This window comes from Nostoc sp. (assembly GCF_036917575.1).
Classification (GTDB): Bacteria; Cyanobacteriota; Cyanobacteriia; order Cyanobacteriales; family Nostocaceae; genus Nostoc.
Window position 1 is genome coordinate 176,314 of record NZ_JBALDC010000070.1, and the last position, 26,287, is coordinate 202,600.

The 26,287-nt window shown below is 40.6% G+C and carries 18 protein-coding genes; 9 read left to right on the forward strand and 9 right to left on the reverse strand.

The genetic code is table 11. The annotated features are described in order from the left end of the window. Window positions 1-10: 10 nt before the first annotated feature. Entirely contained in the window at window positions 11-1,555 is a 1,545-nt protein-coding gene (locus tag V7K79_RS20485) for an HlyD family efflux transporter periplasmic adaptor subunit (protein ID WP_335049846.1), read from the reverse strand. A gap of 121 nt (window positions 1,556-1,676) precedes the next feature. Then, complete coding sequence (locus V7K79_RS20490; RefSeq protein WP_335049848.1) at window positions 1,677-4,769, reverse strand: peptidase domain-containing ABC transporter; 3,093 nt, start codon at window positions 4,767-4,769, stop codon at window positions 1,677-1,679. Between the two features lie 2,407 nt (window positions 4,770-7,176). On the opposite strand from V7K79_RS20490, the gene V7K79_RS20495 reads away from it, so the two are divergent. After that, a complete protein-coding gene (locus V7K79_RS20495) occupies window positions 7,177-8,376 on the forward strand; it encodes an acyl-CoA dehydrogenase family protein (RefSeq protein ID WP_335049850.1) in 1,200 nt (399 codons plus the stop codon). Window positions 8,377-8,628: 252 nt separating this feature from the next. Here the strand turns inward: V7K79_RS20495 and V7K79_RS20500 are convergent, their stop codons facing one another. The 7 genes from V7K79_RS20500 to ssuD all read right to left on the reverse strand — a co-directional run bounded on the left by V7K79_RS20500 (window position 8,629) and on the right by ssuD (window position 15,054). Then, complete coding sequence (locus V7K79_RS20500) at window positions 8,629-8,823, reverse strand: hypothetical protein (protein WP_335049852.1); 195 nt, start codon at window positions 8,821-8,823, stop codon at window positions 8,629-8,631. Between the two features lie 259 nt (window positions 8,824-9,082). After that, a complete protein-coding gene (locus tag V7K79_RS20505; protein WP_335049854.1) occupies window positions 9,083-10,030 on the reverse strand; it encodes a D-2-hydroxyacid dehydrogenase in 948 nt (315 codons plus the stop codon). A 70-nt stretch (window positions 10,031-10,100) separates the two neighbouring features. Next, complete coding sequence (locus tag V7K79_RS20510) at window positions 10,101-11,048, reverse strand: D-2-hydroxyacid dehydrogenase (protein ID WP_335049855.1); 948 nt, start codon at window positions 11,046-11,048, stop codon at window positions 10,101-10,103. Window positions 11,049-11,161: 113 nt separating this feature from the next. Then, complete coding sequence (locus V7K79_RS20515) at window positions 11,162-11,665, reverse strand: GNAT family N-acetyltransferase (protein ID WP_335049857.1); 504 nt, start codon at window positions 11,663-11,665, stop codon at window positions 11,162-11,164. A 454-nt stretch (window positions 11,666-12,119) separates the two neighbouring features. Beyond that, window positions 12,120-12,890 carry an ATP-binding cassette domain-containing protein gene (locus V7K79_RS20520; protein WP_335049859.1) on the reverse strand — a complete coding sequence of 257 codons (771 nt, stop codon included), beginning with the start codon at window positions 12,888-12,890 and terminating at the stop codon, window positions 12,120-12,122. 94 nt (window positions 12,891-12,984) lie between these two features. Continuing rightward, a complete protein-coding gene (gene ssuC, locus V7K79_RS20525; protein WP_335049861.1) occupies window positions 12,985-13,812 on the reverse strand; it encodes an aliphatic sulfonate ABC transporter permease SsuC in 828 nt (275 codons plus the stop codon). A gap of 93 nt (window positions 13,813-13,905) precedes the next feature. After that, window positions 13,906-15,054 (reverse strand): FMNH2-dependent alkanesulfonate monooxygenase, encoded by a 1,149-nt coding sequence (gene ssuD / locus V7K79_RS20530; protein WP_335049863.1) that lies wholly within the window; start codon window positions 15,052-15,054, stop codon window positions 13,906-13,908. 495 nt (window positions 15,055-15,549) lie between these two features. Between ssuD and V7K79_RS20535 the strand changes: the two genes are divergently transcribed. From V7K79_RS20535 to V7K79_RS20570, 8 genes are all read left to right on the forward strand, one after another. Continuing rightward, window positions 15,550-16,257: a TVP38/TMEM64 family protein gene (locus V7K79_RS20535; protein ID WP_335049864.1), complete on the forward strand. Its 708-nt coding sequence runs from the start codon at window positions 15,550-15,552 to the stop codon at window positions 16,255-16,257. A 111-nt stretch (window positions 16,258-16,368) separates the two neighbouring features. Beyond that, window positions 16,369-17,385, forward strand: a complete 1,017-nt coding sequence (locus V7K79_RS20540; RefSeq protein WP_335049866.1) for a glycosyltransferase family 2 protein — start codon at window positions 16,369-16,371, stop codon at window positions 17,383-17,385. Between the two features lie 788 nt (window positions 17,386-18,173). Then, window positions 18,174-19,994 carry an iron uptake porin gene (locus V7K79_RS20545; RefSeq protein WP_335049867.1) on the forward strand — a complete coding sequence of 607 codons (1,821 nt, stop codon included), beginning with the start codon at window positions 18,174-18,176 and terminating at the stop codon, window positions 19,992-19,994. Window positions 19,995-20,577: 583 nt separating this feature from the next. Continuing rightward, window positions 20,578-22,197 (forward strand): FAD-binding protein, encoded by a 1,620-nt coding sequence (locus V7K79_RS20550; RefSeq protein WP_335049869.1) that lies wholly within the window; start codon window positions 20,578-20,580, stop codon window positions 22,195-22,197. Continuing rightward, entirely contained in the window at window positions 22,194-22,523 is a 330-nt protein-coding gene (locus V7K79_RS20555) for a ferredoxin family protein (protein WP_335049871.1), read from the forward strand. The genes V7K79_RS20550 and V7K79_RS20555 overlap by 4 nt, the downstream gene beginning before the upstream one ends. 19 nt (window positions 22,524-22,542) lie before the next feature. Further along, window positions 22,543-23,595: an ABC transporter substrate-binding protein gene (locus tag V7K79_RS20560; RefSeq protein WP_335049873.1), complete on the forward strand. Its 1,053-nt coding sequence runs from the start codon at window positions 22,543-22,545 to the stop codon at window positions 23,593-23,595. 565 nt (window positions 23,596-24,160) lie between these two features. After that, window positions 24,161-25,342 (forward strand): acyl-CoA dehydrogenase family protein, encoded by a 1,182-nt coding sequence (locus tag V7K79_RS20565; RefSeq protein WP_335049875.1) that lies wholly within the window; start codon window positions 24,161-24,163, stop codon window positions 25,340-25,342. A gap of 67 nt (window positions 25,343-25,409) precedes the next feature. Beyond that, the gene (locus V7K79_RS20570; RefSeq protein WP_335049877.1) at window positions 25,410-26,231 is read left to right on the forward strand and encodes a class I SAM-dependent methyltransferase; all 822 of its coding nucleotides are present in this window, start codon (window positions 25,410-25,412) and stop codon (window positions 26,229-26,231) included. Window positions 26,232-26,287 lie beyond the last annotated feature (56 nt).

Here is a 26,287-nt window from a genome sequence, read left to right on the forward strand (position 1 = left end):
ATACCTTTAACTACATCTCTAAACCGCCCTTTTTCAGTTTCTTGAACGGATCTAAAACAAAGTCAATTACTCGCCGTTGACGAATGATCACTTCAGCATTTGCTGTCTGACCGGCACCTAATGGAATACGTTTGTTGCCATTTTGGACATACTGCTGGTCTAAGGTGATTTCTAATTCATAGGTTTCGATGTTGCCTTGGGGTGTTTGGCTAACTTTCGAGTCAGGAGAGATCCAAGTAACTTTCCCTGGTACAATGCCATACTCTTGGAAGGGATAGGCATCAAACTTAACTTTTACTGGCATTCCGACCTTCAAGAAACCACTATCCTGATTTGGCATATTTGCTCTGAGTACGAAGTCTGTTTTTGTGGGTGCAATTTGGGCAATCCTTTGACCGACTTGTACCACCGCTCCTGGCTTAGTGGTGGGTAATTCAAAAATTACCCCATTAATTGGCGATCGCACCACGCGCTGCTGAATTTGTAGTTTTGTAGATAGAAGCTGGCTTTTAGTCTGAGCGATTTCTGATTGCGCTGCTGTTATTTGTGCCTGTATATTTTTTAGCTGCTCCTGATTTTTCATGACAGCTAGTTCTCCGGCTTGTGTGGCACTTTTATAACTGCTTTGTTCTTCTTGCAGTCGGAGTTTTGCTTGTTTAATATCAGACTCCAACGTTTTGATCGTTACTTGATAATTATTTACCTCTTGGGCTAAACGCAATTGAGATTGTTTAATATCTGATAGAGACTTTTTATAAAGTCGTTTGCTTTCTTCCTCTTGTTTTTTGAGTTGATCAACTTGGGCTGTAGCCACTGCACCCTTTTGAACAAGTCCTGTATAAGTTTCAACTTGCTTAGAATCTATACCCAAAAGTTTTTGAGCCGATTCTCGATCGTCTTGACTGGTGGAAATTTGCTCCTCTGCTTGTTTAACTAATGATTGTTTTTCTAACTTTTGGAGGTTATAGCTACTCAGTTTGGCATCCAGGTTTTGCTGCACCTGGTTAACTTGAGCCAATTTTTCTAATTCTTGGGATTTATTTTGTTGTTCTAAAAGACTCGTTGACATTAAGAGTTGATTTTTCAGCATTTCCAGTTGGGATTGCTGATTTTGTAGCCCTTGCAACTTGCTCTGGACTTGTTGCAGTTCCGTTTGTATTAAATTAGCATCCAGTTCCAGTAAAACCTGGCCGGCTCTAACTCTATCTCCTTCTTTGACTGTAACTGCTTTGACACTCCCACTAGCTTGAGCGTCTAATTTTTGAGTTGCGCCTTTAGGTTCTATACGCCCTCTGGCGCTACCAGTTTCATCTACTTTTGAAAGAATTGCCCAAGGTAAGAACAGACCAGCAAAGCCAATTAACACATACAACAAACCACGAGTCCAAATTCGAGGTAAGGCATCGAGTAGTTTTTCTGTACCATAGTACAAATCTTGACTTTCATTTTCTGCCTCTGTCTGCTCGTCAAATACCGATTCCTCTTGCTGTTTGTAACCTTGATATTCATCTTGCTCATCTTGGGGAAGTGGGGACGATCTATTGGGATGTGGCATGGTTTTATTTTCGATAACAGTAGATGGGGAGTGCAGGAGAAATCAATTCAAAATTGTACCTTTATAGGGAAGCAATTATGCGCAGAGTTTGGTCGATAAAAAAAAGACTACCCAATGTCCATCAACTAACTTGAGACATCTGTTGTTGATTCAGGTAGTAATAATGACCTTTTTTAGCGATTAATTCGTCGTGGGTACCGCTTTCTACCAAAATACCTTGATCCAAAACCAGGATTAAGTCCGCGTTGCGGACTGTAGAAAGGCGGTGGGCAATAATTACACTTGTGCGTCCTTTAAGAATTGTTTTAAGGTTGTTTTGAATAATTCGTTCTGATTCTGAATCTAAGTGACTAGTGGCTTCATCAAACAGTAATAACCGAGGATTTCCGAGCAAAGCACGAGCAATTGCTAGGCGTTGGCGCTGTCCACCAGAGAGCATTCCACCGCTTTCACCAATTTCGGATTCGTAACCCAGCGGTAATTTTTGAATAAATTCATCGGCTCCGGCATATTTTGCTGCTTGGATAATTTCTTCTAAAGAAGCATTTGGATTAGCGATCGCAATGTTTTCGCGAACAGTCCCACCAAACAGAAAAGTATCTTGGTCTACAACGCCGATTTGGGAACGCAGCGATCGCATAGATACACTGGTGATATCCCTACCATCAATGAGTATTTTGCCATCTTTCGGTGGGTATAAACCTAAAATCAATTTACTGAGAGTTGTTTTTCCAGAACCGCTGCGCCCTACGACTGCAACCATCTGTTCCGGCCGAATTTCAAAGCTGAGATTTTCTAATACGTTAGTGTCACTTTCTGAGTGATAACGAAAGGTAACATTCTGAAAAGAAATATTACCACGAAGTTTACCCAACGACTTGCGGGGTTTATTTGCTAAGTCTTCTTCTGGTTCTGCCTCCAACACATCATTAATCCGTTCGGTAGAAATCACGATTTCCTGTAATTCATTCCACAGCAAAGCTAGGCGTTGGAAAGGACTCAAGACGTTACCCACCAACATATTGAAAGCAACTAGTTGTCCAATAGTTAGTTCGTTGTTAATTACCTGGGTTGCTCCATACCACAGCAATGAAGTATTTACAAAGGTTTGGATGACGCCACTGATAATTTGCAGGCGATTGCCAATTATTTGAGCATTAAAGTCTTTTTTGATTAAATCATTCAGCAGTTCCTCCCAACGCCAACGCACTGTCTGTTCAATTGCTAATGAGCGGACGGTACGAATTCCGCTTAGGGATTCTATGAGATAGCTTTGTTCTTTGGTAGCTGCATTAAAAATATCTCTGGAGATGCGGCGCAAAATACTTGTGCTGGCTAGCGCCAAGATAAAAAATGGCGGTACAGTACACAGCACGAATAATGCCATCCGCCAGCTATAGGAGAACATCAAAGCCAGATAAACCACTAATGTCAGCATATCCAACACAATGGAGAGTGTCTGACCAGTAAGAAAGTGCTGAATTTTCTGGTTTTCTTGGACCCGCGAGATTATATCTCCAACGAAACGCGACTCGAAATAAGCAAGGGGTAAACGGAAGGTATGTTTGATGAAGCCTACGAGTAAGGCGATACTAATGCGGTTAGCAGTGTGAAATAAGAGATATTGCCGTACACCATTGACAGCAACACCAAACAATCCAAAAACAATCATTCCCAAACCAATGGCGTTTAAGGTTGGAACGCTGCGTTGCACAAGTACTCTGTCGAGCAACAACTGAGTAAATACTGGCGTTACTAACCCAAATAATTGAATTACTATCGAAGCTATAAAGATTTCTACCAGTGTTCGATAGTGAGGTTTGACTAACTCAAAAAATTTCCAGAAGCTTCTACTTTCGTCCTTAGCACTTTTTAGGAGAGCTGTAGGTTGCAGTAACAATGCATAACCAGTCCAACCTGCTTGAAATTCAGCTTTTGTCAGGCTGCGTTGACCAAGAGCCGGGTCACATACAATCACCCGCTTAGAAGTAATTTCATAGACAACAATAAAGTGTTTACCTTCCCAGTGAGCAATTGCAGGTAAAGGTTGTTCTGCTAATTTATCAAGAGTAGCTTTCACTGGACGGGTGGCAAAACCCAGGTATTCTGCTGTTGCTGCCATAGCTTTTAGGGATGCACCGTTGCGAGTGACATTGGTCATATCCCGTAGGCGATTGATACTAAAATGTTTGCCCCAATAGTTACCAATCATCACCAAGCAAGCAGAACCACAATCAGCTGCACTTTGTTGGGCATAGAAGGGATAGCTTTTGGTGATACGTTTCCACCAATGCCCCATTTGTACTTTCGGACTGGGAAAGTAAAAACTTGATTTTTTTGTTGGCTGTGGTTGTGATGGCTGCTCTCTTTGGGGAAAAGGAATAATTTTAGATTTAGATTTTGGAGATTGGAAAGTTTTTTCTCTAGTAGTCGGTCCCGAGTCCTCAGTCTCCGATTCCGTTTCGCTGACGCTCATGGCAAAAGCCCACTCCCCCAACTCTGGGAAATATTCTAGTGCTGTTTGCATCTGGTCGTTTTTCAGAATGTAAGCAATCGTTGGTTGGGTTGTTTGCCAATCTCCTTGTTTTGGTTGAGCAAAGATTGTACCTGGTATCAAAGAATGACCTTCAGAATGCCGCAGTTGACCTTTGTACAATAGCCACAACTGTGAATCTTGGGATATTTGCGGACTTACAGAGCCAGTGTCTAACTGGTGTCGCTCAAACAAAGATAAGGCTTTGAGCATTCCTGAAACTTGTGATGTATGGCGGGGAAATTGTGATATTTGGCGACACAACAACAACAAATCCCAAAGTTCTGCACGAGCAAATAGGCGATCGCGAATGTTAGGATACTTGTCTATCAACCTTTGCAATGCTTCTTGCCTGAAATAGCCAAGTTTTAAGCTTGTCGAAGCTCTAACTACATAAGGACTAAAGTTAGCTTCGGGAAACAAAGTCAATTCACCAAAGACAGACCACGCACCAAAGGTAGTAATTAAATTCTCAGAGCTATCTAACAGTCTGACTTTACCTGTAAGAATAATGTATATACCCGGATTCGTCTGTGCAGATTGCCAGAATTGCTTTGCTGATGGTGGCTCCACAATTTCCATTTCTGCCAAAAAATTCTCTAATTCTTTTTCTGAAAGTTTTGTATCCAAAGTGTACAAAAGTCTTTCACCCAGATGTTGCTCAGAAAGCACTGGTGGCATTTTCTAGTCTCCACAAAAAAATTTAGTTATCAGTCGGAATTCAATTCAAAAATTCATTAAAAATATTATTTAATCCCGTATGTTCACTGAGGAAACTCTCAGCTTTACTAAAGTAAAGTTAGAGAAAAATAGGATGATAAAAGCATCTACTTTTTAGATTTAAGGTATTTTGATTAAGCGGACAACCTACTTGTTGCAGCCGATTATTGATGTGGCAATAACTAGTTTAAATACCAAAATATCGAGCTAGAGCTTTGTTTACCTACATTTAGCTTCAAGAGCAATTAACTGCGTTGACATACTCCAGAGAAATATGGATTGCTCTTTTTGGCAATCAACAACGGTTGTAAGTGATGATTAAGAGGAACTATTTGCGGATCGTAATTTGCTCAATGTAGCAATAGCTATGCAAAGTATTTCATTTATCAATCACAAACTCTCAAAGTTTTTTCTAGTTCGGGACAATATTATGGCTGAAAGTTAGCTTTCATGCTCTTGAACAAAACCTGACTTGGAAGAATTTTTAAAAGAATGTTTTCAGACATTCCTAACTTGTTAACAGCCTTGTCTTGACTTAAATGGTGTGACATAATTGTAGTTAGATGCATTGAGTCATAAATTATGTGAAAACGTAATTTATTGCAGTTGTGTGAGCAAAGCCTGACAGCAAAAAAACCACAACTACAAATCTGACTAGCCTTGTAGTGTTAATCAGAAATTTACGCAATGTGCAATTAGCTCCCAGCATGTTCATTTAGTGCTTTGCAAGGCTGGGGGATAGTCTCCGGGATAGCCTCATACTTATCGTGCAACCTCGCTCAAAAGAGGGTTTTGAGTAGGCTACAAGAAACAGAAAACTATAAAGCTATAAAAGCACATCGCAAGTTTTGTTTAATGTAGTATTTCCCTATTCAGCAAAACTCCATTTAAACAAATATTGATTAAGTTTGCTTGGAGATTCCAAGATGAATCTTTTTCCAGCACTACTTAGTATCTTTAAGGGAACATCTAACAAGCTATTTAACGTTTGTATTATACCTCCTATAGTGTAATAAATGCAAGTGACTAAAAGAGACTTGCGAACATCATCATACTTACATACAAACATCATATTTACATAATTATTTTACACTCCTTAGATATTAAATTTAGATATTTTAGAAGTTTCTTAATGTAAATTCTCTGAGAAGTCACTTAATAGATGATTTTTAACAAAAAAAATATATTTTATAACCATTTATACATGAAATCTTTAAATAGCTAGGCGGCATAACATGGTGGTAGTCTTAACGGCGACTATTGTTTGCTTAAAGGTAATATTTAAGTTGTTTAAATTAGCTGTGAGGTAAAACACATTAATGTTGTGATCGAGCACACACACTAGTTAACTACGGTAATCTTAGCATTTTTTTATCCATCAAGGGCATAGCAATAATACATATTATAGCTTGATATAAGTTGAGAAATAACCATCATGTTTAAATGTGCCTATAGTTCAAAAAATGACAATAATTCCCAAATTCGTCTTTTAAAAGCGAAGATTACGATGTGATCGACTAAAGTAATAAATAGATAAAAATGGTGGTTATAGAACCAGTGCCCTAACGAAAGTGTGACACTTTAGATTTGGTAAAATATAGGAAATCATCTATAGCAGTTCTCAATCAGATGAGGTATATCCTCAAAGTTAAAAAATTTATATATCAAGTCTAGTTGTACCTCAGTAGTAGAGAAACTGCTATCAAAGCAACAAATATCACCTTGGTTGCGATCAGGCAATGCTGTTGCTGCATATTTATCCATTGGAAAATCTACTTGATGAGAAAATTATCCCTCTGTTATGCAGGGAGAATTATATTTCTCTCAGTACAGAATATTTAAAGGCTTGTTTCTCCGTGCTTGGTTCAAAACAAAGATTTTTAGCTTTGCCGCTCGAGCAGAGGTTTGAAAAAGACTCAAACCTACATTTATCTGAGAGTTCAACTTTTGTGAGTTAGACAGGCTATTTACGGACTGAGCACTATGATTCACCGCTCAACGAATCGCACGTTATAATTCCTTTTCTCCATGCATAAAGCTCAAAAACCCCTCCCTTGTGCACCTGAAGTGATCTTAACGATAAGTCTTTAATCAGACATGATATAAGTTGTAGGGCGATCGCTGAATTCTCTGCTTGGCTTGCTTTATGAAAGTAGTTTGTGTCATACTTACAGAAATTACTAAATATCGGTCGATTTTAAGTAGTATTTTCATGAGCGCTAGAAGTCATATAGTTAGGGCAATGAGGATTGGAGATTGAGGGAAGACTGACGGCGTGCAAAAAATTGATGTTCTTGTAAACCAAAGATGCTTGCATATTGAAAAATATCTCTGGTTTAGTAGTACAGTGAATTGTGAAGGAGTATTTATGTCACAGTTAAAGCAAGCAGTACCAGAAACCTTTGTAGCCAAAGGCTTAGAAACTCTCCCCAATATTTTCGACCGAGTTGAGGCTCTGGCCAAAGATTTTGCCACCCGTGCAGGGGCACACGATAAAGATGCTTCCTTTCCCTTCGAGAATTTTACAGCTTTGCATCAGGCAGGATTACTCAACCTCACCATTCCACGTGAATTTGGTGGTCAGGATTTGGGGTTGGAAGCTATCTGCCGAGTAATTGAAGGAATCGCACGTGGCGATGCTTCGACCGCCTTAGTACTGACAATGCACTATCTTCAACATGCTCATGCAGCCCATAGCCGTCGGTGGCATCCAGAAGTCTATAAGCGGCTGTGTCGTGAATCAATTGAAGGCATTGCTCTGCTGAATGCCGCCCGTGTTGAACCAGAGTTAGGAACGCCAGCTAGAGGCGGATTGCCTGCAACAATTGCCGAACGAACAGCAGAGGGCTGGCGTTTAACAGGACATAAGCAATACACTACAGGCAGCCCCATCCTGAGCTATTTTGTTGTTTGGGCACGGACAACCGAAGATGAACCACAAGTTGGGAATTTTCTAGTTCCGCGCGATCTGCCAGGTTTGCGAATTGTCGAAACCTGGGATCATCTGGGAATGAGAGCTACAGGTAGCCACGATCTCATTTTAGAGAATGTATTAATTCCTTTGGAGTATGCTCTAAGTATCAACCCTATATCTGCTGCACCATCTTTTGATCCGCTAATTTCCACTTGGGGCAGTTTGACAGTAAGTGCTTTATATCTCGGTGTTGCTACTAGTGCGCGAGACTGGCTTGCTAAATATCTTTGGGAGCGATCGCCTTCTAATCTCCAAGAGCCACTAGCAACTCTGCCACGCTTCCAAACTGCCGTGGGTGAGATAGAAGCACTGCTATTTGCTAATAATAGATTGATTTATAGTTTGGCTGAAGATATTGATAAGGGCGAATATGAGCCTAAAGTTGGATTACAGGCACAGGCTGTTAAATACCTCACTACAACCAACTCGATTCGGGCTGTGGAGATTGCCTTAGAACTAACTGGTAATCCTGGTTTATTAAAAAGGAATCCTTTAGAGCGTCACTACCGTGACGTTCTGTGTAGCCGTATACATACACCACAGAATGATGTTATTTGCCAGTCATTAGGTAAGTCTGTACTGAAAGTCAAGTGATCATAGCAGGAGGCAGTTCTTGCTGGAGGCAGGGGGTAAAAACATTACTCTTCCTGACATTCGCGCTTGTCATTATGTCCTAACCTATATGACTACGGCTATAAATACTAGGGATTAGGGACAAAGAGCAGTGAGCAGGAGAAAGGAATCTTCTCCATACTCAATGCTGAGTTTCCTTAAAACAATCAAGACTTTGTTGAGTTGAGTTACTAATTAAGGTAGTTAAACCTTGACTCGTTGTCAAAGTCAGCTTTACTCCTGATCAATTTTTTCGATATCCTCAGGTGTACCAGTGGCAGAAATTTTTGATGTACCAGATTTGCCTGCACCTGAGTTGCCGCCAGAAGCGCCAGCACCCCCTGAGTGTTTAGAATCTGTGTTGCCTTGTTCTTCTTGAAGCTGTTCAAGGCGGTTTTTTTCTTGAGCTTTATCTTTTTGGTCAGCCATATCTTATTTACATTTTTCGCATAGCGATCGCTATATACTCTATCATTTATTTTTATTCAAGCGACATGACGAAGCAAATGCTTTTAATTGAAACTTCTAGACTACGTTGCTGCAATAGTTCACTCCCTTTAAAACTAGCTTGTTGATTTTTGGGTTATGAGATTGCCTAAATCCCTGCGCATACATCGTACTGCTTCAATATTACGTGCGATCGCATCGTTATAGGAGCAATAATTAATTTTTGGGAATTTTGAATTGCTCAGTATCCTGCTTGCTTATCTACGACATTCCGCAAGGGCTGACCGGTTTGATAGCGTTTGAGATTGTCGATAAACAGTTGTGTTATACGCTCTTTCAGGCGTGGCGACAAAGCTGAACAATGGGGTGTGATAAAGGCGTTAGGCAACGACCACAAAGGGCTTTCCGGCGGCAGAGGTTCGGTTGCAACCGTATCTAATCCAGCACCCGCAATCCATCCCTCACGTAGCGCGGTTAGCAATGCGGCTTCATCTACTATTGCACCACGAGCAATATTAATTAGGTAAGCAGACTGACGCATAGAGCGCAACGCGGCTTTATCAATCGAGCCTTTAGTTTCTGGAGTTAACGGTGTAGCAATAACTACATAGTCTGCTGCTGGGAGAAGCGATCGCCACTCATCAGCACCCACAACTTTGTCAAAATTCGGTAGGGGTTCGGGATGGCGGCGACTACCCCAAACTGTTACTCCAAAGGCTTTAGCACGAGATGCAATCGCTTGACCGATATTTCCTGTGCCGAGAATTAATAAAGTCGCATCTGCCAACTCTTCAAGAAACACTCCTCTTACCCAAGTGTGTTCATTCTGTAAAGTTTGCAATTTCCGCAGATTCTTGGCGTGATAGAGCATAAATGCCAGTACAAATTCCGAAATTGGAATTGCATGAACCCCTGCGCCATTGGTGAGGATAATGTCCTTTTGCAAAAAAGTTGGCGTGAGGATGTGATTCACGCCAGCACTTGGTGACTGTTGCCAACGCAGTGCGGGTGCTGCTGTCAGTACTTTGTCAAGAGTAGAGGTTTTCAGATAAAATCCATTGACATAAATCTCTGCATCACTGGCATCAGCATCAAGATTACCTTCACTATCCACCTCCACGACATCTATATTAGATGGTAGATGTGGCTCTATATCTGCAATGAGATGATCGGGTAAAATTAATTTCACAATTTGCTACTCCCTAATTTCATTTTGGATTGTGCAACCCAATTGGCAGCACCTCTTCATTTTTAATCGTTTAGTATCCTGCTTTTTTATCTACTACATTTCGTAACGGCTGACCAGCTTGGTAACGCTTTAGATTGTCGATAAATAGAGCTATTGAACGCTGTTTACTTTTGGGTGAATGGGCGGAAGTATGAGGTGTGATAAAGATATTAGGAAGTGACCACAAAGGACTTTCTGGTGGTAACGGTTCTGAGTTAACTGTGTCTAATGCTGCACCTGCAATCCAACCTTCTGTAAGCGCTTTTATTAATGCCGATTCATCGACTACGCCACCGCGAGCAATATTAATTAGATAGGCATGTTTTGGGAGCGATCGCAATACGGATTCATCAATAAATTCTTTGGTTTCTGAAGTTAGGGGTGTTGCAATAACTACATAATCAACTCCTGGCAGGAGCGATCGCCATTCATCAGCACCCACTACTTTATCAAAATTTGGTAACTCTTGGGGATGACGGCGACTGCCAATAATTCTTAAGCCGAAGGGTTTAGCACGGGCGGCAATTTCTTGACCAATACCACCAGCGCCAATAATTAGCAAGGTCGCATCTGTCAACTCTTGGACGGCAAAGCCTCTTTTCCAGTGATGTTCTGCTTGTAAAGCATATAATTCTGGAAGATGTTTGGCATGAGCTAGTATGTAAGTAATAACAAATTCTGCGATCGGAATCCCATGCACTCCTGCCCCATTTGTGAGGATAATATCTCTTTTTAAATAAGTTGGTGTCAGGATGTGATTCACCCCTGCATTTGGTGCATGATGCCAACGTAGTGCAGGTGCTGCTTCTAGTACTTTATGCAGCGTCGGACTTCTGGATAAAAACCAACTGAAATAAACTTCAGCATCGCTAGCATCGCCGTCTAAATTTCCTTCAACATCTACCGTGACAACTTCTGTATCAGGTGGTAGATGAGGCTCAATGTCAGCAATGAGATCGAGCGGTAAAATCAGCTTCATTGTAGATTACCTCTTCTTTATTTACAGGGCTATCTTTAGAAATTGTCTCTGTCTAATTAAATAAATCAAATGCCTTTTTTTATTCTAAATATTTACTAAAAAACAAGATAGTTTTATTTAATTTTTAAACGCATAAATTCTAAATCAAAATATTCATGATTAAACTTATATGCCATTTCCTCTACTCCATATATTTGAAATCCCAATAACAAATAAAGTTGTTTGGCAAAAAAATTATTTTTAACAATATCAAGTAATAATAGTTCTACCTCGTTAATAGCTTTTGCTCTTTCAATTAATTCATTTAGTAATAATTTACCTATACCTTTTCTTCGATATTCTTGTTGAACATACATACTACTAATATATGCTTTATGCCTGAGTTTTATTCTTGATTCTTGGTGAAACGCAACTATTCCAATTAGCTTTTTATCCTCAAAGCAGCCCAAAATAAAGTTATTGTTATTTTCTGGTATTCTATCCTGAAATTGTTCTATAGTCTTAATTTTTTCTTCAGAATACGATGTGCCAAAGGAATCTGGATTTTTATATAAAGCCTCTAATCTGATCTGTCTATAATCTTCTGCATCATACTTTGTTAATTTTCTAATTATCATTAAATTAAATATAAATAATAAATATTGATGTTTATTTTTAATAAAGCTATGGATATTTATTACTCAGTATATTAAATCGATATTATAGAAAGCATAAAACCTTTACTAGGCATCAATAGCAGTTATTATTAATATTTTATATTTATGCACAAAATTTAGGCTTATAACCTGGATTTTAAAGTCAAGTTCTGATGCTTAACTAAAGATTTAGCATAACAGTTATGGAAAATCTAAAGCTATATAAGTTAACAATTATTGTATTTTACTTTGTCTAGTTTGTGAATACAGAAAAAATCACTCAGAACCGCAGAGAGGAGAATTGAGAGTTGTTTTAAGTATTCATAAATAATTTTCGATTCTTACAGCTGCTTTTGAAGAAGTTTTTATCTCGAAGTAGCCTATTTTACCACAGCTACCTCAAGCATGATATTAATCAACTAACGAAAGCTAAATCTTAATTACTCAACTGTAACAATTGATTAGTTGGCTGAGTACTTTCATTGCTCATTACTTGCTTGAGAATTGCTTCTCTGATATTGATAAACATTTCGCTACTTCTATCCCGTGGGCGTGAAAGTCTCACAGGAAAATCCATAGAAATCTTTCCTTGCTCAATCACTATCACTCGGTCTGCCAACGCCACAGCCTCTTCCACATCGTGAGTAACCAAAAATGCAGTAAATCTTCGTTCTTGCCATAAGTTTTCAATCAAGGCCTGCATCTCTAACCGAGTTAAAGCATCCAATGCTCCCAAAGGTTCATCTAGCAACAACAAACGGGGCTGACTGACTAAGGCTCTCGCCAATGATACCCGTTGCCGTTGTCCTCCAGACAAAACAGAAGGCCACTCATCAGCTCTATCTTTGAGTCCAACTTTATTAAGTGCCCACAAAGCTTTTTCACGCCAATTACCTTCTAAGCCCAACCCCACATTCTGATCAACGCGCTTCCACGGCAGCAAACGGGAATCTTGAAACATCATTGTTACGAAGCGGCTGAGTTTATGCAGTGGTTCTCCATCCAGTAGTATTCCACCTGAAGTTACTCTATCTAATCCTGACACCAGACGCAATAAGGTACTCTTACCACAACCACTTCGTCCGACAATAGCGACAAACTCACCCGCTTCAACTTCTAAATTCAGGGAGTTTAAAACAGTTTTCTTGCCAAAAACCTTCGTCAAATCCAAAATACTTAATTGTGTACCCTGTACATTTGAACTCATTTGCAAAATCTCCTTTTTAAGAACAACTGGAATTTAATTATTTGATGAGATGTTCAAGAAAGCAAACCACATTTAATTCTGGTGAATTTAGCATTTATCGCTTTTGATAATTAGGGTTCCAAGCCAAGAATTTTTTTTCTAATCCTCTAGCAATAGAATCTGCTAATTTACCTAGTAGTGCATAGATTACAATACTCAAAACCACAACATCAGTTTGCATAAATTCACGGGCATTCATTGCCATATAACCAAGACCGGAATCTGCTGCGATCGTTTCTGCCACAATTAGTGTTAGCCACATAATCCCTAGAGAAAAACGAACACCAACAAGAATCGAAGACAAAGCTCCTGGAAAAATAATTTGCCACAGAAGTTGTGGTGTTTTTAATCCATATACTTTTCCCATCTCAATCAGTCCAGGATCAACACTGCGAATGCCATGAAATGTATTGAGATATAAGGGAAAAAATACACCCATAGATACTAAAAATAATCTAGCTTGATCACCAATACCAAACCAGAGAATTACCAGGGGAATTAATGCCAAATTAGGGATAGTGCGGAGCATTTGCAAGGAACTATCCAATAACTTTTCTGCCACACGGGAAAAGCCATTGAGCAATCCCAAACCGAAACCAATACTGCCACCAATTATAAAACCAGATATCGCCCGCCCAGCACTAATGCCTATATTTTGGAACAATTCTCCGGTGGAGGCTAGTTTAATAGCTGTAGCGATTACGCCACTAGGGGCTGGTAAAATTCTGGTTGAGAGTAAACCTGTTTTGGAAGCAAGTTCCCAAAGTACTAGAACTAAAACAGGCACAATCCAGGGAACTATTTTTTCGATTTGCGGGTTTTCTAATACCTGGCTCAGTGATATATTATTTTTACTTTTGGTGTGTTTAAGGGTAATAGTCATGGATTTGGGATTTTAGATTGTTCCAAAGGATGAATCTAGAAGTTTAGTCAACATAATTCGTAATTTACTTTTTAATTACGAACTACGAATTAGTTATGAAGCACTTGTGAGTTGTTTCGCAAATTTTTCATTAGTGACGATTTCGCCGATAGGACTCAATATTGGTGGCGTTAAAGGTGTAGGTTCGTTCTGTAAAGGTAGACGTGGAAATAATAATTCAGCAGTACGATACGCTTCTTCTAAATGAGGATATCCAGAGAAAACGAATGTTTCTATGCCCAAATTGCGATATTCCAGCATCCTAGCGGCAACGGTGTCAGGATCTCCAACTAAGGCTGTACCAGCACCACCCCGCACCAATCCAATTCCTGTCCACAGGTTGGGGCTAATCTCTAAGGCTTCTCGATTACCACTATGTAGTTGACTCATGCGCCGCTGTCCTTCAGAATCAGAATTAGCAAGGTCTTTCTGAGCTTTAGCGATCGCATCGTCATTGACATATTTAATTAGCTCATTGGCAGCATCCCAAGCAGCAGACTCGGTTTCTCGCACAATTACGTGTAAACGAATCCCAAAACGGATTGTTCTGCCTTGTTCAGCCGCCAATTTCCTAACTTCAGCAATCTTTTGGGCCACTTGTTGTGGAGGTTCGCCCCAAGTCAGGTAAACATCTATATGTTTAGCAGCAACTCGCTTGGCAGCAGTAGATGAACCACCAAACCACAAAGGTGGATAGGGTTGTTGAATTGGTGGGAATAAAAGCTTACCACCTTTTATATCCAGGTAGTTTCCTTTAAAATCGACTGTTTCCCCGCTAACGATACCCCGCCAAACTGTGAGAAATTCATCGGTTAGATCATAGCGATCGTCATGACTAAGATGCAAGCCATCCCCAGCCAGTTGCACAGGATCTCCACCTGTTACCACATTAATTAACAATCTTCCTTTAGAAATTCGGTCAAATGTTGCTGCCATCCGTGCAGCAGCACCTGGGGAAGTAATTCCCGGACGAATTGCCACAAGAAATTTCATCTGCTTGGTGACAGATATGAAAGCAGCAGCAGTTATCCAAGCATCTTCACAAGAACTTCCAGTGGGTAACAATGCGCCCGTGTAACCTAAACTATCTACAGCTTGGGCAATTTGTTGTAAATAATCAGGTGTGACAACACGAGAGCCAATATCTGTGCCTAAATAGCGTCCGTCATGAGATCCAGTAGGAATAAACCAAAGAATTTCCATTTGTGTTAGGCAGGGTACAAGATTAATATATACGGTAGCTCGACCGAATTGCCGTAGTTTATAGTCAGTATTTTACAGGAAATTATTTAAAACGCCAGTATAGATTAATGATTCATAAAGAAAACTACCGATAAAATTGATGTTTTTACGCACAATCCTCACAATCATGACACTTTTGTTGCAACAATAGCTGTCGTGAAGAATACAAGTTTTGTGTCAATTACCCAACATTTTTGCGACTTGGAAGTGTTCACTTCTGCTTTCATCGACAGAAGCCTTGCTAGCTTGCAGGCAGAAGGCAGGAGGTAGAAACTCTTTATGTCTGAATCTAGTTGAAAACTGCTGTATTTCCTCTAGTACAATGTGGTCACACTACGAATTTATCAAAATTGATGTGTCACAGTACTAGTTTCCAGAACCAAAGTTTTCAAGAATTAATTAAAGGGGAAGTTTAAGAAAGATGGGTTGGGTTACAAAAAAAGTAGGAGTATTCTAGTGTGGAACTTGAAAGCTGGTATCTTGCTACTCACACTAAGTTGCATAATTGCAACTGGTATAGCAGTATATCTCCTTGGCGGCATCGAACCAGCACAAATCCAAGCATTGCTGAAATCTTCTGGGATCTGGGCACCTATTATTTATATTGCTTTGTACGTTCTGGCAACTATGTTGGTTTTGCCCTCAACGGTGCTAAATTTGACTGGAGGTGCAATTTTTGGCCCTTGGCTGGGTACTGTCTGGACTAGTGTGGCAGCAGTCATTGCAGCAATAATTGCCTTTGTTTTTACTCGGACTATTGGACGCCAAACAGTTGCAAGACGATTAGCAGGACGCTGGCAAGCTATGGATGCTGAGGTGCAACGTGGAGGGCTTTTTTATATGTTTGCCATCCGATTAGTACCGATCATGCCCTATGGTTTGGTTAACTTTGTTGCTGGACTGACTTCGATCGGTTTTAAAGATTATGTTCTCGGTACAACACTTGGTACTGTTCCCAGCGTCTTACCTTTTGTACTATTGGGTAGTTCTGGTCTGAAGGCAGTGAATACAGGCGATTTTTTGCCGCTAGTACTAGCATTAGGCTTAACTGGAATGCTGGTAGCAGGGTCTACTTGGTATCGCCATCGTCGGACTTTTCCCAAAAAAGCTGTAGAAAAACTTAAAAAATCAGACTCTTCAGATAACATAAAATCCGAAGAATAAATAAATTATGAGAATGAAACTTGAGTGTTGCTAGGTATACTGACAACTAAACCTTGACGATCGCCAGCAGTCTTTTCGCTTGGCTGTTCAAAAATTAAACCATATTTTTAGATGCTACCAAAGTATTCATTCATTGTTCCAATTTATAACGAAGAAGAAATTATTCCAGAACTATACCGCAGACTGAGTGCAGTCATGAATCGGATGGATGGGCTTGTCGAATTAATTTTAATCAATGATGGTAGCCGCGATCGCTCCCTACAATTACTACGAGAGCTTCATCAAAAGGACCCACGCATTTGCTATCTGAGTTTTGCTCGTAACTTTGGTCATCAAATTGCAGTTACTGCTGGTCTCAATTTTGTTAAGGGTCAAGTTATCGTCATCCTTGATGCTGACCTACAAGATCCACCAGAACTAATTCCTGATATGGTTGAAAAATGGCGGCAGGGCTATCAGGTTGTTTACGCTCAACGCACTCAACGTCTTAAAGAAGGATGGTTTAAGCGTTTTACTGCCTATTTCTTTTATCGCATCCTCAAAAAGCTGGCAGATGTAGAGATTCCTACTGATACTGGTGATTTTTGTCTAATGGATCGGGAGATTGTAGATATTCTCAATTCTATGCCAGAACGCAACCGCTATATTCGTGGTCTGCGTTCTTGGGTTGGCTTTCAGCAAATAGCAATTCGGTTTGAGCGCAACCCCCGCTTTGCTGGGGAAGTTAAATACACTTTTAGCAAATCTTTAGCCCTTGCCATTAATGGTCTAGTGTCCTTTTCAATAGTGCCACTGCGGTTATCAACTTACTTAGGGTTAGTAGCGGCGGCGGCGGCCATCTTCATGGCTTTATTAGTCTTGTATTGGCGTCTTTTTGTCCCCCATTCACCTTTAACCGGGTTTACGATTATTTTGATGGCAATTTTCTTCCTCGGATCTGTGCAGTTAGTCAGTGTTGGTATCTTAGGCGAATATATAGGGCGGATTTATGAAGAAGTTAAAGCTAGGCCCCTCTATACTTTGGCGGAGGTAGGTGGTTTCTATCGCAAGTCTTCTAACTCAACCAATAATTCTGACAAACCAGATAATTTAGAAGATCCTACTATTCAAAATTTAGACAAGTATTAACCTAACAAAGGCAGAGGGCAGTTCTTGGTGGAACAGTAGAGGTAAGAATATTTGCTGCTTTTGATTCGTTTTTACCACTGAGCTATTTCTGGCGATGTCTACGACGGGCTGTGACGCTTTTGCGGACGATCGAGTACTCGCTACCGCTTCTCTAACGCTAACGCTACGCTATCGGTGACGCAGTTGTTGGAATTGACTTAACTAAGAATTTTTACATATTTTCCCCTCATGAAAAAGTACTAGGTCTTGCATTGTACCAAGCTCTATGCAAAGATAATTGTGCTAAAGTACGGTAAATCGATAGAACTATCGTACTTAAATAACAATTGATGCTGTCAAAATACAGTTGATTACAAAATAGTGTTTTCAATTAATGTTAATTGGCAAATAATCACTTGCATCCAAATCAAGCTTTAGTCAATGTCAGTAGCCATTGATTAACTTTGTACAGCATAACCCAAAAAAACGGCATTAGTATGTTTCAGAAGTATCAGTTTAGATAGCGTGTGGTTGAGTTTTCCTTAAAAGGATAGAAGTCTTTACTAAGGTAGTGACTGTCTCATTCAAGCGTCAGAACTACTAGTTTTTGGCGAATTTTGGATTGCGCATTCAACGACTTAGTACCAACTTCGATATTTATTAGAAGCTTGTGCTTTTATCAGCAGCGAAACCTTTGCTAAATCCGTGTTCTAATCGTTTCCAAATAAGATTAGAGCAAGATTATTAATGGTTTTTCTATCTAATAAGAGTTAATTTATTCATCTTTAAGGTTGAGGAGTTAAGGAGTCATGTCTAATTTTCGCTGGAATTATAGATCCATAGTGTTCCTGGTTTTGTTGCTAGATATTCTAGCTATCCTGGTTTTTTCTCCAGCCAAAAGTCAGGCTGAACTGCCTAAATCTGATGTATCTCCGACTGAAGTAGAACAAAACAAAGCGCCAGAAGCAGTTGTCAATCAAACAGCAGACACTTCAATTACACCAGTCACTCGTAAAAAAGCCCCAAACGAGATTCAAGACCGAGTCACACCTGTCTCGCAATTGTTGCAAGTTGCACCGCCAGCTAACAAAAAAGCTCCAAATAATGCAGCAGGACAAGTGACATCCGTCTCGCAACTATCAGATATTAAGCCGACAGATTGGGCATTTCAAGCATTACAGTCTCTAGTTGAGCGCTACGGTGTAATTGCAGGATATACAGATGGTACATTTAAAGGCGATCGCTCCTTAACGCGCTATGAATTTGCAGCTGGATTGAATGCAGCTTTAGATCGCCTCAATGAACTAATAGCGACTTCGACAACAGATTTAGTCAAACGCGAAGACTTGGATACCATCAAAAAACTACAACAAGAATTTTCTCCAGAACTCGCTCAACTTCGGGGACGCTTAGATAGCTTGGAAGTACGAAATGCGAAGTTAGAATCAACTCAGTTTACGACCACAACCAAACTTATAGGTCGATCTCAGATTGTTCTTGGCGATCTTATAGCGGGTAATAATGTCGTCACTAAGAGACCAGCACCTCACAATCCCACACTTCAAGGCTCAACTTCTTTACGGTTCAACACCAGTTTTAACGGTAAAGATTCACTAGGTATAACCATAGGAGGTGGAAATATTGAATCATTGGGACAAACAAAAGTTGCAACTTCATTATTAGGAACTTATGAGGGGAGAAGTGCTGATAACTCCAGTATTACTTTTCAACGCAATACTATTATTCTCAGTGGTGTTCGCTATCGGTTTCTACCTTTTCCAAATACTCAAGTTAACATTTTTCCCTTGTCTGACGGAGCTAGTGAGATAGGTCTTTCTGGTCCGGTTAACCCATATTTTGAATCGTCTTCTGTAACTGGTGCTAATGGGATTTCACGATTTTCACGGCGGTCTTTGGTCTATAACTATGGAGATACCGGTCCCGGAATTGCCATACTCCAGGGATTAGGCAAACAACTTCAATTCGGGATAGCGTACAGCGCAGCAAACGGTGGTAATCCCACACCTAATAACGGCTTATTTACAGGCAGATATTTAGCTTTAGCACAGTTAATATACTACTCTGGTAATAGGAATTTTCGGGTGGCTGCAACTTACGTTAATACCTATAGCCCACCAAGGACAATAGGTTTTAGTGGGACAAATTTCGGCCCAGCAGTCGGGAGTAACCTGGCAAACAGCACCGTGGATGGAACAGCAACTCTAGCCAACCTTTATGGACTACAAGCGTTCTATCAACTTAATTCCAAGTTGGCAATCAATGGGTGGGTAAGTTATGGGGTGCACCGTTATTTGGGGCGCGGAGATGCTGAAGTTATGGATTGGGCAGTAGGACTGGCATTCCCGGATCTTTTTAGTGAAGGTGCTCTAGGGGGAATTTTAGTTGGTATGGAGCCAAAACTCATCAGTCTTAGTAATAGTGTAAATTTGGGAAAAGGTCTAGGACAAGCGGACAGAGATACTTCCCTGCACGTTGAGGCATTCTACCAATACAAAATCGGAGATAATATTGAGGTTACACCTGGTTTGATCTGGATTACTGCACCTGATTCGGATTCCAGCAATCCTGATAGTTTATTTGCTTGGGTTCGTACTGTCTTTAGATTTTAACCGAATAGCACTCCCCGGACTGAATAAAAATTTTTACATTTGTTTAATTAAAAGTCCGGGGATTCTTGAGTCTTAAGAAAGCGATTAAAGACAAAGCCCAATCCAATTTCGCGTCTCTACTTATCCAAACAAAACCGTTTATGCCTCCTGCCCAGTGGTGTCAACTTAATGTAAAAACCAGTCTATACATAGCTTTAAGAGATTATCTTTTTGTCTAGTTTCCACTCTCTGACTCGCGGCACAGCAATGACAAGCATTTCCAACCTCTAGCTGGAAACGAGGTTTGAAAAGGAGTTTTAGCTGAAGTTGACACCCATGCCTCCAGCCTCACTCCAACAAAGTTGATTTTACATAAATTTATCTTTGAAGTTGTTTAGTAAAATGCTTGCTTTTTGTCGAAAACTGTGAAAAACTCTATTATGCTAAAACTACGGTTTATCGATCAAGATAATGTAAATTAAATTATCAAGTTGGTGAAAATTTGTATTAAGGGATCGCAATTTATAGATTTTTAAATATTTATTTTGCAGGATGGCGTGAAGACTTGACGCTTAAGACTTTATAAATTGGGGGGAAATGGTAGATGCTGAAGACGTTAACAAACGATTTTGACCTCGACTTAGAAGCAGATGTGCTTGTAATTGGAGGTGGGCCAGCTGGAACTTGGGCGGCATGGAGTGCTGCATCAAATGGAGCTAAGGCGATCCTTGTAGATAAAGGGTATTGCGGCACAACTGGATGCGCTGCTGCATCTGGAAATGGTGTGTGGTATGTGCCACCCGATCCAGAAGCACGGGAAACAGCAAAGGCGAGTCGGGAATCGTTGGGTGGGTTTTTAGCCGATCGCAATTGGATGGATCGAGTACTGAATCAGACGTATATCAACGTTAATCAGTTAGCAGAGTGGGGTTATCCCTTTCCTACTGACGATGAAGGCAAACCCTATCGGCGATCGCTACAAGGGCCGGAGTATATGCGGCTGATGCGGCGGCAAATTCAACGCGCTGGAGTCAAGATTTTAGACAACAGCCCTGCCTTAGAATTACTGGTTGATGAGGATGGTGTTGTTGCTGGTGCAACGGGTGTAAATCGTCAGACTGGTGAGAAATGGATAGTGCGATCGCATTCCACAATTATCGCAACTGGTGGCTGTGCGTTTCTCAGTAAAGCGTTAGGATGCAACGTCCTGACAGGGGATGGTTATCTGATGGCGGCAGAAGCAGGAGCCGAGATGTCGGGTATGGAATTTTCTAATGCTTATGGCATCTCTCCCGCCTTTTCTTCAGTTACCAAAACCCTGTTTTATAATTGGGCAACTTTCACCTACGAAGACGGTAATGTAATTCCGGGGGCAAGTTCTCATAAACGGTCAGTAATTGCCCAGACATTACTGCAACAGCCAGTTTACGCCATCATAGACAAAGCGGCAGAATCGATGCGGCCATCTATGCGTTTAGCACAGCCCAACTTCTTTTTACCCTTTGACCGTGCAGGTATCGATCCATTTACTCAACGTTTCCCTGTGACTCTACGCCTAGAAGGAACTGTACGCGGTACGGGGGGAATTCGGATTGTCGATGAGACTTGTGCCAGTTCTGTACGAGGACTCTATGCAGCTGGAGATGCCGCCACACGGGAACTGATTTGTGGCGGATTTACTGGCGGTGGTAGTCATAATGCTGCTTGGGCGATATCTTCTGGCTATTGGTCAGGGAAATCGGCTGCTGAATATAGTCGCACTCTCAGAGAATACAAAACTCAACGACAAGTTAAGGGTGTTGGAGAAGTAGGATTACAGAGTGGGAGCGATCGCTCTTTAGCCACTGATGAAGTAATTCAGGCAGTGCAAGCTGAAGTATTTCCCTACGAAAAGAACTATTTCCGTACAGAACAAGGCTTAACCGAGTCTTTGGGTAAACTCAATCATCTTTGGCAAGAACTTCGCAGTAGCCACGTAACATCAGGTAAAGAGCTAATCCGGAAACGAGAAGCTGCGGCGATGGTAGCCACAGCGCGATGGATGTACAGCAGTGCCATTGAACGTAAAGAAACTCGTGGTATGCACAAACATCAAGACTATCCAGAACAAGATGCGAATCAGCAACATCACTTAATTAGTGGCGGATTAGATCGAGTCTGGGTGAAGAGTCAGCCGCTAAATATTACAGAAAAGCCTTTATCTAAAATAGGAGCAGCAGTGTGATTGAGTTGGTCAGCGAGTCGCGGTGCATAAAATGTAATATCTGCGTAAATATTTGTCCAACTAACGTATTTGACAGAGTACCTGATGCGCCGCCAACTATTGCCCGACAGAGTGACTGTCAAACCTGTTATATGTGCGAATTGTACTGTCCAGTTGATGCGCTTTACGTTGCACCAGAGAGCGATGTAACGACTTCAGTTAACGAAGCAGAATTGGCAGAAGTTGGGCTACTGGGTAGTTATCGGGAAAAGGTTGGTTGGGGACATAAACGCACTTCAACAGCAAAAGCCGATGAAACATTCCAAATTTTGAAGCAGATTAAATAGTGCGACGGAGAAAATAGTCATGCTGTCGTTCAAAGTAGGAACAGGTTCTATCAGTAAAAATAAATTTACTTCCAGATTATCAACTTCAGTGGCTTGTGTCCTACTACTAATAATTACAGGATGTAGCCAAGGCGAAACTAAATCTGCTCAATCCATTGAAGCTGTTAATGTCAATAACACTGATTCCAATAACATTTCTACCCTACGAATAGGTTATGTAGGTAGTTCAGAACCTACAGGAGCACTTGGTTGGGCAAAGAAAAAGGGAATATTAGAGCGTGAGTTGCAAAAAGTAGGATTTAAAAACATTACTTTTGCCAGATTTCCTAACGGGCCGGATCTCAATGAGGCGCTTGTTGCCGGACAATTAGATGTTGGTTCTTTAGGCGATACACCAGCCATAGTTTTGAGAGCTAGGGGTGTGGAAACCCGACTGCTGCGGATCAGTCAATTTAATACAACCGCCTGGTTAGTAGCGAAAAAGAATGGGCCGCGATCGCTTGCTGAACTTAAAGGTCAAAAAATAGCTACCCAAAAAGGTTCTTATATGCATCGATACCTCCTGGGTCTATTAGCTGAAGCTAAAATTGCCAAGGATGTAAAAATTGTTCACTTGATGACTACTGAGGCAAAAGCGGCTTTAGAACGTGGTGATGTAGCAGCTTATGCAACCTCAAGCGATTTGGGGCCTTATTTGAAATCGCAAGGGTTTCCAGTGATTGATTCTTCGGCGAATCATCAAGGTTTGTCAGGGACATCATTAGTTGTCGCAACTGAAAGCTTTCTGGCAAAACAGCCTGATTTTCCCCAGAAATTTAATGCAATTCTCACAGAAGCAGCCAAAGATTTAAAAGCTAATTCTGAAGAATATTATCAGTATCACGCCCAAATTACTAAATATCCCATCGATATTATCAAAGTATCGTTACCACTCAAACAGGTATCAGAAGAACCATTACCAGCAGATGGTGTGAAACTTTTAGAGGGGACAAAGAAATTTTTAGTCTCGCAGGGTTTAGCAAAGTCGGACTTTAAATTAACAGATTGGGCTGTTAATGAACAATCGCGTTAATTTTATTTGTCTTGTTGATTAAATTTTTTTAACGTAGACGCAAAGCGGCTTGCCGCAGGCTACCACAGAGGCATAGAGAAAACAGAGAGAATTTATGGAGAAAGGAATTATCAGTAAAGCTAGTTTTCGATATTTTATTTTTACTAATCACGCCACATTATATGTAAAGAAAAATTTCAAATTTTCCAAGAAACGAATATCTGTCATTAGTCACTTGCAAAGGACAAATGACTAATGACAAAGGACAATTTTTTACAACGTTCCATGTTCCATTTCCTCTGTTCACTTGTGGGGTGGGTCTTACCCACTCTGCATTTCTCCTAAATTCTGCATCTAATGCCAATTTCACAAAAAGAACTTATAGACACTTACCGCAGGCTACAGCAGAAGACAGAGAAAAATCAAAGCTTAAAAAATATTCTAAAACTGACGCAAAAGTTCTCTCTGTGTTCTCTGCGTCTCTATGGTTCGTTTATTTTGATTGATTTTTGGAAAATTCCTAAGTTCTATTAATAAACATTTTTCTGTGTTTGCCCTAATTACGAATTATAAGGATGATTTGATTATGGTGCTAGATATTACAAAACCAAAAGACTACATTGACTTAGCAGCTTCTTTATCCAAAGAACTTGCTCAATCCGCAGTTGAACGGGATGCCAAAGCTGGAGTTCCAGAAGAGGAAATTAATAGACTGCGTGAGAGTGGTTTGTTACCGCTGATTGTACCCAAGCAATATGGTGGCATTGGAGCAACTTGGATTGATGGCTTAAAAATTGTTAGAAAGCTATCAAAAGCAGATGGATCAATTGGTCAATTATATGGTAATCATCTCAATTTAACAGCTTTAGGTCATGTTTCCGGTACGCCGTCCCAAAAGGAAAAATATTATAGAGAAACTGCTAAAAATAACTTATTTTGGGCAAATGCCATCAATACAAAAGACACTAGGCTGAAAATTAGTCCAGAAGGTGAGAACTTTCGGGTTAATGGTGTTAAAAGCTTTGGTACAGGTATTTCTGTTGCAGATTATCGGGTATTCTCCGCTTTGGAAGATGGCGTAGAATTGCCCTTCATATTCATAATTCCCAAAGAAAGGGAAGGGTTAGTTTCCAATCAAGATTGGGACAACGTTGGGCAACGTCGCACTGATAGCAGTAGTTATACATTCAACAATGTCTTAGTAAAAAAAGATGAGATTCTAGGGCCACCCAATCCTCCTGATAATGCATTCTCAACTTTTCTTGGTATTATTGCCCAGTTAACAAAAACCAACGTTTATCTGGGAATTACTAAAGGAGCCTTCGCCGCCGCTCGTGAATATACTAAAACTACTACTAAACCGTGGATTACATCAGGAGTAGATAGTGCTACTCAAGACCCATATATTCTGCATCATTACGGGGACTTTTGGGTGGAAATTCAAGCTGCGATCGCTCTAGCTGACCAAGCAGCCGAGAAGGTGCAAGCAGCATGGGACAAGGATGTAGACCTGACTCATCAAGAAAGGGGAGAAGTAGCGATCGCAGTTTCCGCAGCCAAAGCGTTAGCGACCCGTGTAGGTATAGATATTACCAACCGTATCTTTGAAGTTACCGGAACTCGTGCTACTGGAACTAAATATGGATTTGATCGTTACTGGCGAGATTTACGAACCTTTACCCTGCACGATCCTGTGGACTACAAATTGAAAGCGATCGGCGATTGGGTACTTAACGAGCAGCTACCCGTTATCACCCAATATTCTTAGGGCATTGGTCATTTGTCATTATCCTCTGCGCCTACTCCCTTTTACCAACCTAAAATCCAAAATTGATATGACTCAACTAAAAACACTTCCTACCTATGACCCAAGTTTATTTGAGGGAGCCGCAGAGGGCTACGCTCAATATAGAACCAAATACCCATCAGTTGTATTCGACAAACTGACCGAAATATTTCATCTCAATGGTGAAGGACGACTCCTTGATTTAGGTACTGGGCCAGGATTAATTTCAATTGGTCTGCGAACCAGATTTGAGGAAGTTGTGGCGATCGATCCTGATCCCGATATGATTGCAGAAGCCAAACAGCAAGCAGCAGCAGTCGGAGCGGATAATATTACTTGGTTAGAACAAGGAGCCGAATTCATCGACTCTAGTTTAGGGAAATTTAAGTTAGCCACCATTGGTAGAGCCTTCCACTGGATGGAACGCGAACTAGTGCTTGAGAGCCTTTATGAATTGCTTGCTGATGATGGTGGATTAGCACTGCTTCAAACTAGTGATAATCCTTGGGAAAGTAATCTACCTTGGAAACAAGCTGCTGTTGGAGTAGTGAAAAAATGGTTAGGTGAAGAACGCCGAACTGGCTTACGAGGACAAGGCATTCGTAAGCCAGTCGATCCTCCCCATGAAGTCGTAATTGGCAATTCTGCTTTTGCTCGTCAAGAAACCTATGAAGTGCTATTTGAAAAATCTTGGACTGTCGATAGCTATCTTGGCTACTTATATACTACAGCTTTCTCTCTGAAAATTTTCTACGGCGATAACGCTCCAGCATTTGAAAAGGATCTTAGAGAAGCACTACTAGCAGTTGAGCCGTCTGGACATTTTATAGAAGAACTCAAAGCTACAATCCTAGTCGCTTGGAAGCACTAGTAAAATAGCACGCAAATAAAACAGAGTTCTATTCACAAATTTCAATCTTCCACTAG

Coding starts and splice junctions, on each gene's coding strand:
- V7K79_RS20485 (WP_335049846.1), bottom strand. CDS start 1,555: ATGCCACATCCCAATAGATCGTCCCCACTTCCCCAAGATGAGCAAGAT.
- V7K79_RS20490 (WP_335049848.1), bottom strand. CDS start 4,769: ATGCCACCAGTGCTTTCTGAGCAACATCTGGGTGAAAGACTTTTGTAC.
- V7K79_RS20495 (WP_335049850.1), top strand. CDS start 7,177: ATGTCACAGTTAAAGCAAGCAGTACCAGAAACCTTTGTAGCCAAAGGC.
- V7K79_RS20500 (WP_335049852.1), bottom strand. CDS start 8,823: ATGGCTGACCAAAAAGATAAAGCTCAAGAAAAAAACCGCCTTGAACAG.
- V7K79_RS20510 (WP_335049855.1), bottom strand. CDS start 11,048: ATGAAGCTGATTTTACCGCTCGATCTCATTGCTGACATTGAGCCTCAT.
- V7K79_RS20515 (WP_335049857.1), bottom strand. CDS start 11,665: ATGATAATTAGAAAATTAACAAAGTATGATGCAGAAGATTATAGACAG.
- V7K79_RS20520 (WP_335049859.1), bottom strand. CDS start 12,890: ATGAGTTCAAATGTACAGGGTACACAATTAAGTATTTTGGATTTGACG.
- ssuC (WP_335049861.1), bottom strand. CDS start 13,812: ATGACTATTACCCTTAAACACACCAAAAGTAAAAATAATATATCACTG.
- ssuD (WP_335049863.1), bottom strand. CDS start 15,054: ATGGAAATTCTTTGGTTTATTCCTACTGGATCTCATGACGGACGCTAT.
- V7K79_RS20540 (WP_335049866.1), top strand. CDS start 16,369: ATGCTACCAAAGTATTCATTCATTGTTCCAATTTATAACGAAGAAGAA.
- V7K79_RS20545 (WP_335049867.1), top strand. CDS start 18,174: ATGTCTAATTTTCGCTGGAATTATAGATCCATAGTGTTCCTGGTTTTG.
- V7K79_RS20550 (WP_335049869.1), top strand. CDS start 20,578: ATGCTGAAGACGTTAACAAACGATTTTGACCTCGACTTAGAAGCAGAT.
- V7K79_RS20560 (WP_335049873.1), top strand. CDS start 22,543: ATGCTGTCGTTCAAAGTAGGAACAGGTTCTATCAGTAAAAATAAATTT.
- V7K79_RS20565 (WP_335049875.1), top strand. CDS start 24,161: ATGGTGCTAGATATTACAAAACCAAAAGACTACATTGACTTAGCAGCT.
- V7K79_RS20570 (WP_335049877.1), top strand. CDS start 25,410: ATGACTCAACTAAAAACACTTCCTACCTATGACCCAAGTTTATTTGAG.